Consider the following 6,334-nt stretch of genomic DNA (forward strand, 5'->3'; position numbering starts at 1 on the left):
ATTTTCTTTGATTTCTGTTGAACATAATGTTTGATTTGCACTTATTTATCATGCACGAAAGTTAACAATCCGATTTCTATATGGAACCACAAGAAGAAGCCAATATAGACTCCCGGGATCTGCATCCTGATAAAAGCGGCAAGAAAATTTCTTCAGAAATGTTTATTGCGGTTTTTGCGATCGTTATCAGCCTCTCCACGCTCTTTGTCTATATCTATCAGTCGAATCTGATGAAGCAGCAGCAGAAGATGTCGGTCTGGCCGCATCTTACCATTGGTCCCTCAGTCAGCGAAGATGCATTCACGCTGCGGATGATGAATCAGGGGATTGGTCCGGCTATCATAGAAACCGTGCAGCTCACCCATGACGGGGATCCGCTGGATGGTATTCAGGATCTGATGACGATTGTGCCGGATTCACTGCAGTCTGCATTCAGCTATTCCAGCCTCTGGACCGGGCAGGTGATTATGGCCGGCGAGCCGGTCGACCTGTTCAGCGTGAGCAGCAGCGGCGCGGCCGGATTCCTCGCCGGTGAACTGGGTGCCGGAAGGATCTTGCTCGAGGTCTGTTATTCCTCCGTTTACGGAGATACCTGGGTGACCAATGGGTTGCAGGTGGAGGAGAGGGAGTGTGAGTGAAACAAGAAAAGAATTTTAGAATGAGTTTGCTCAAAAAAGTCCCCTCCTTTCCAAGGAGGGGATTTAGGGGTGGTTCCGAAAGGTCTTGGTTAACGATCTGAAGAAGAGTTTTTGAAAAAGATTTATTAACCACCCCCGACCCCTCCTTACAAAGGAGGGGAGTATCCTTGGTCAAATCCTGAATTCAACTCTGTAAATCACCCTTCCTGACACGACTCACAAATATAAATCCGCCGGCCCGACATCTGCTCTTTCTTGACTGTGGTTCCGCACTCGTAACAGGGCTGATCTTCCCGGCCGAAGAGGTAATGTCGGTAGTTTCGTCGTCTGCTACCGTTTGACTTGAGCCGTTTTACCAGATCGTCGGGGGTGGTGATGCCGCCGGTTTGGTAGGAGCGGTTGGTGATGAGCAGGGCGGATTCGGTGAACTGTTCCAGTTGAGCGTCATTCAGGTCCATGGGGCGCATTTTGGGGTGTATGCGTGCATCAAACAGGATCTCGGTCCGCAGATAGTTGCCCACGCCTCCCAGAAAACCCTGATCCAGAAGGAGGGACGCAAAGGATTTTCGCCGGAAGCGGTCGTCGCGGGTTTGTTCCATAACGGTCTCTTTCTCCACGTCTTTGAGCAGATCAGGCCCCAGTTTACTCAGATAAGGATGCTCTTCGAGTGATTCCGAATCCAACACGTCAATTTCGCTGGCGCTGTAGAGAAGCGCCGACTTTTGATGGGTGCGGATCTCCAGCCGCAGCTGCCGGTTGGTTTTGGGTGTCTCGCCCGCCGGTTTGATGTACCATTTGCCGTACAGCTGGTTATGGGAGTAAATATGGGCATCTTCCTCAAACGAGATCACCAGGCCTTTGCCGTACGCTTCCACATTCTCCACCTTTCGGTCGGCAAGCTCCTTTTCAAAGGGTTTCAGATGGTCGTGGTAAAAATAGAGATAAATGGGTGTCTGGCCACCGATCGCTTTGCGGATCTTATCGGCCTCGCGGTGTACTTCGGGTCCTTCGGGCATTTGAGGGGTGAGGTTGAGATTGAAGTTGAGGTGGATTCATCTGAATAACGGAAATAAGGGTTTTTCCATTCTCATCCGATTGGAGTCAATTCGAGCAAAGAGAAATTTTCATTTCAAAGCAGCAGACCGTAAGCGTTGTGCAGGATAACGCCCTTTCAGGGCTTTGGTGACGGTGTGATTTACAATACATAGCGCGTTGCACTATGCTGTTGATTGCGCTCCTTCGGAGCTCGACATACGCATTGAACATTGTTTATGGTATCCATAAAGCAATCATCAATACCTGTGTTTTCTGATTGCCGAGCAAATGGTTGTCTGCCGATTGAACAAGCCCCAACGGGGCGGCCACATCAGCACAGGGCAGCGCCCTGTGTGGCAAGACCGGAAAGTCCTAAGCTCTGAAAGAGCGATACCCTGTGAGCACCCTGCTTAGGTTAGGAATGACTATAGGGCCATTCAGGATAACGCCCTTTCAGGGTTTTGGTGACGGTGTGATTTACAATACATAGCGCGTTGCACTATGCTGTTGACTGCGCTCCCTCGGAGCTTGACATACGCATTGAACATTGTTTATGGTATCCATGAAGCAACCATCAATACCGGAATTTATTGATTGCCACGCAAACAGTTGCCGGCTGACTGATCAAGCCCCAACGGGGCGTCATCATCAGCACAGGGCAGCGCCCTGTGAAGGGTAGATTATGATATTCGAAGCTCTGAAAGAGCGCCATCCGGTGCGGGCACTGCAGTATCCCGATCAAGGGCAAAGTTGAAATAGGTTTTCGACCTTTCGGGGCTAAGATAGGTGAGCACTTCCGCAATTTGAATTAAACATCTTCTATTCATTAAAAGATGTAAGGGTGATTTTAAACAAATCCTGAAGTACCCTATAAGAGAGATACATTGGATAAGTTCGATAAAACCACCCCCGACCCCTCCTTGAAAAGGAGGGGAGAGACTACATTCAAAACTCAAAACTCAAAACTACTGACCGCCCAGCAAATCAAAACTACCCACATAATAGTCCGGATCCACTTCAAGCTGTGCGTCTTCCCAATTCTCCCACGGCATCGTGCTCCAGCTGTCTGTGGTTTCCAGCCGCAGGTTGATTCCGTCAATCGTTACATCCACCGGCATGGTGAAGCCGTTGATTGCATTACCCCATCTATACATAAGCTGCCCGTCACGGAAGGCGTATTCGAAAGTTGGAATGCGGATATCCCGAAGGTACTGATCGAAAACGGTCTGCAGGTCAACGCCTGTTTTGCCGGAAATGTACTCCTCAATCTCTTCGGAATAGACGGTTTCGTGACGGAATTTGGCATTCAGGCCGCGCAGCGTCTGCCGCCACAGTTCGTCGTCGTTCACAATCTGACGGATGGTGTGCAACAGGTTGCCGCCTTTATTGTACATGTCGCTTGAACCGCGAAAGCGCACACCGCGAATACCCATGAGCGGACGATCATTCTGAATAGTCAGCCTCAGTCCGCGTACATACTCGCCGGCGGCTTGCTCACCATGATGATAGTCCAGGTAAAGGCTTTCGGAGTAGTTGGTAAATCCTTCGTGCACCCACATATCGGCCACGTCGGCGTAGGTGATATTATTGGCGAACCATTCATGGCCGGTCTCGTGAATAATGATAAAATCAAACAGGAGTCCCCAGCCCGATCCGCTCAGGTCGCGACCCCGGTACCCGTTCTCGTAGTCATTTCCGTAGGTGACGGCGCTCTGATGCTCCATACCGAGGTAGGGCACCTCGATCAGCTTGAAGCCATCCTCGTAAAACGGGTAGGGGCCAAACCAGTACTCAAACGCCTCCATCATCGGCTTTACCTGCTCAAACTGTGCACGGGCTTTCTCTTCATTCTCCCGCAACACATAGTAATCGAGCGTCAGTGTACCGTCTTCGCCCTCGTACTCCTCACCGAAATGCACATAGTCGCCCACGCTCAGGTTCACCCCGTAGGCGTTGATCGGGTTCACAACCTTCCAGTGCCAGGTAGCCGTTCCGTTTTCATGCTGATCGGTTCCGGTATGGCGTCCGTTGGAGACCGCAACGAGGCTGTCGGGAACCGTGAGGCTGATGCGCATACTGTCGGGCTCGTCGTAGGGATGGTCTTTGTTGGGCCACCAGACGCTGGGCCCGATGCCCTGATTGGCGTTGGCCACAAATGGATTTCCGTTGCCGTCACTCTGCCAGGTGAGTCCGCCGTTCCACGGTGGATTGGCCGCCACTACGGGCTTGCCGCTGTATTCTACTCTCAGGCTGCGGATTTCGCCTTCTGTGTGGTCGTCGGGTAACTCGATAAACCATGCCAGACCTTCCCTTGAAAATGGCAGCTCCGACCCGTTCTGGGTAACCCGTGTAATGTTCATGGGCTCCTGCAGGTCGATCTGCATGATGTGATGCGGTTCAAGCACCCGGTAAAATACCGTATTGCTTCCGCTGAGCCGCTGGTCCTCAATGTGAACGGTTACATCCAGATGGTAGTCAATCAAATCCCACCAGATTCGCTCGGGCGTAACGGCTCCGTGCAGGGTATCCTGTCGTGAAAAATCCGTTCGCAGGTCAAACATCTGCGCGGAGAGGGGAAAAGCCTGGATTATGAGGGTAAAACCCAGAAATAGAAAAAAAGATTTAAAAGATACCGGCATTGTTATCTAGATATTCGTTAACACATTAGAGATCAAGTATAGCGCCTGCCGCTGAAATTTGGAAATGCGATAGATCTCAGATTGTTGATATGCAAAATGCGATCTCAGATGTTTTTGAACTTAGCGCCTCTTTGCGTTCTTTGCGGTTAAAAAATGATCTGCAGATTAAACCGTCAAGGCCGCTAAGGTCCGCAAATGAATTATCTTAATATTGGGATAACAAAGTTTGTAAACTGCTCCCTGAAGCCTGAAGCCTGCCCCTGCACGACGCAAGGGAATGTCTTGGCATAGCCATCCCTACGGGGCCACGCATTCTCCGTCGGCTTACGGATCTTTCGGTCGACATGACACGTTCCGGGGAGTGAATTTGGCGGCGCATGAAATCCGGGGCAGTTTGATGTTCATACTGCGCCGCAACTCTGAAAAAGGAATCCTTACTAAAAATCGATCACAGTTCGTCCATCGTGATTCGTCGTTCGTCAATCCTTCATATTCTGAGTCTTGCGCCTGCCGCCTGCGACCTGCTGCGTGTGGTTCACTTCGCGGGAATCACCTGCGGCTCGGAGCACAGTCCCGATACTTCGTGGCACCCCGCACCCTGAACCTGATCTCCCCCCAACGCCGTAGGCGTTAAATATCAATAGCCCCGTGCGTCAGCGCGGGGTAAAGAGGATTCCCGATTTTCCAACTCCGAGGCGGGATTGTGATCAACGTCGGGATTTGAGTCGAGGGGATTTTGGAAAACCATGCCATTGTTACCATCCGGACCATCTCTACATAGAATCGTCCCTGCCACCTCCTCGAATTGTATCTGTGTTTTAATAAGATCGAGCCTCGGAGGCCCATTACTACTGACCATTCAACCGCCGATTGAAATCGGCGGCTATGTATGTGCCACGCCTACGGCGTTTATTTTGTTATGAGTCTGTCAGATCGATCACTGTTCGTCCATCGTGATTCGTTTTTCGTCAATCCTTCAAGTTCTGAGTCTTGCGCCTTGCCGCCTGCGCCATGTACCGTGAACCCTGAACCTTAAATCTTGAACCTGATCTCTCCCCAACGCCGTAGGCGTTAAATATCAAATGCCACGTGCGTCAGCGCGGGGTAAAGAGGATTTCCGATATCCCAATCCCGAGGCGGGATTGTGACCAACGTCGGGATTTGAGTCGAGGGGTTTTTGGAAAACCATGCCATTGTTACCATCCAGATCCTCTCTGCTCAGTATCGTTCCTGCCACCTCCTCGAATTGGATCTGTGTTTTAAAAAGATCGAGCCTCGGAGGCCCATTACTACTGAACATTCAACCGCCGATTGAAATCGGCGGCTATGTATGTGCCACGCCTACGGCGTTTTTGTATTGTTATGAGTCTGTCAGATCGATCGTATTTCGCCCATTATGATTCGTCGTTCGTCAATCCTTCATAATCTGAGTCTTGCGCCTTGCTGCCTGAGACCTGCACCGTGAACCTTGAACCTTTAACCTGATCTCACTCCAACGCCGTAGGCGTTAAATATCAGTAGCCCCGTGCGTCAGCGCGGGGTAAAGAGGATTTCCGATATCCCAACCCCGAGGCGGGATTGTGATCAACGTCGGGATTTGAATCGAGGGGTTTTTGGAAAACCATGCCATTGTTACCATCCGGACCCTCTCTACATAGAATCGTTCCTGCCACCTCCTCGAATTGGATCTGTGTTTTTAATCAGATCCAGCCTCGGAGGCCCATTACTACTGACCATTCAACCGCCGATTGAAATCGGCGGCTATGTATGTGCCACGCCTACGGCGTTTATTTTGTTATGAGTCTGTCAAATTGATCACAGTTCGTCCAACGTGATTCGTTTTTCGTCATTCGTTCATATTCTGAATCTTGCGCCTTGTTGCCTGCGCCATGTACTGTAGGTGCCTAAAATAGGTTGACATAAATTATCACTTATAAACCGATTCTTTATGTCTAAAAAATATCTTCGGCAACGCCGGGAGTTTTCACCTACCTTGCGTAAACAAATTGTCGGGTTGATTGA

5 protein-coding genes are annotated in these 6,334 nt (G+C 50.4%); 1 reads left to right on the plus strand and 4 read right to left on the minus strand.

Going from position 1 to position 6,334, the window contains the following annotated elements; genetic code table 11:
- Window positions 1–80: 80 nt before the first annotated feature.
- Window positions 81–638: a hypothetical protein gene (locus tag DDZ15_RS09435; RefSeq protein ID WP_109646839.1), complete on the plus strand. Its 558-nt coding sequence runs from the start codon at window positions 81–83 to the stop codon at window positions 636–638.
- A 197-nt stretch (window positions 639–835) separates the two neighbouring features.
- On the opposite strand, the gene nei is transcribed toward DDZ15_RS09435, so the two are convergent.
- The 4 genes from nei to DDZ15_RS09455 all read right to left on the minus strand — a co-directional run bounded on the left by nei (window position 836) and on the right by DDZ15_RS09455 (window position 5,612).
- Complete coding sequence (gene nei / locus DDZ15_RS09440; RefSeq protein WP_109646840.1) at window positions 836–1,654, minus strand: endonuclease VIII; 819 nt, start codon at window positions 1,652–1,654, stop codon at window positions 836–838.
- 699 nt (window positions 1,655–2,353) lie between these two features.
- Window positions 2,354–2,500: a hypothetical protein gene (locus tag DDZ15_RS16725; protein WP_158278670.1), complete on the minus strand. Its 147-nt coding sequence runs from the start codon at window positions 2,498–2,500 to the stop codon at window positions 2,354–2,356.
- A gap of 138 nt (window positions 2,501–2,638) precedes the next feature.
- Window positions 2,639–4,312, minus strand: coding sequence for a M1 family metallopeptidase (locus tag DDZ15_RS09445; RefSeq protein WP_109646841.1), 1,674 nt, complete (start codon window positions 4,310–4,312; stop codon window positions 2,639–2,641).
- Window positions 4,313–5,390: 1,078 nt separating this feature from the next.
- A complete protein-coding gene (locus tag DDZ15_RS09455) occupies window positions 5,391–5,612 on the minus strand; it encodes a hypothetical protein (RefSeq protein WP_109646843.1) in 222 nt (73 codons plus the stop codon).
- Window positions 5,613–6,334: the final 722 nt, after the last annotated feature.

The sequence above is a fragment of the Rhodohalobacter mucosus genome, assembly GCF_003150675.1.
GTDB classification, from domain to species: Bacteria; Bacteroidota; Rhodothermia; order Balneolales; family Balneolaceae; genus Rhodohalobacter; species Rhodohalobacter mucosus.

Excerpts from the sequence above, each read along its gene's own strand:
- DDZ15_RS09435 (WP_109646839.1), top strand. The coding sequence starts at position 81 with ATGGAACCACAAGAAGAAGCCAATATAGACTCCCGGGATCTGCATCCT.
- nei (WP_109646840.1), bottom strand. The coding sequence starts at position 1,654 with ATGCCCGAAGGACCCGAAGTACACCGCGAGGCCGATAAGATCCGCAAA.
- DDZ15_RS16725 (WP_158278670.1), bottom strand. The coding sequence starts at position 2,500 with ATGAATAGAAGATGTTTAATTCAAATTGCGGAAGTGCTCACCTATCTT.
- DDZ15_RS09445 (WP_109646841.1), bottom strand. The coding sequence starts at position 4,312 with ATGCCGGTATCTTTTAAATCTTTTTTTCTATTTCTGGGTTTTACCCTC.
- DDZ15_RS09455 (WP_109646843.1), bottom strand. The coding sequence starts at position 5,612 with ATGTTCAGTAGTAATGGGCCTCCGAGGCTCGATCTTTTTAAAACACAG.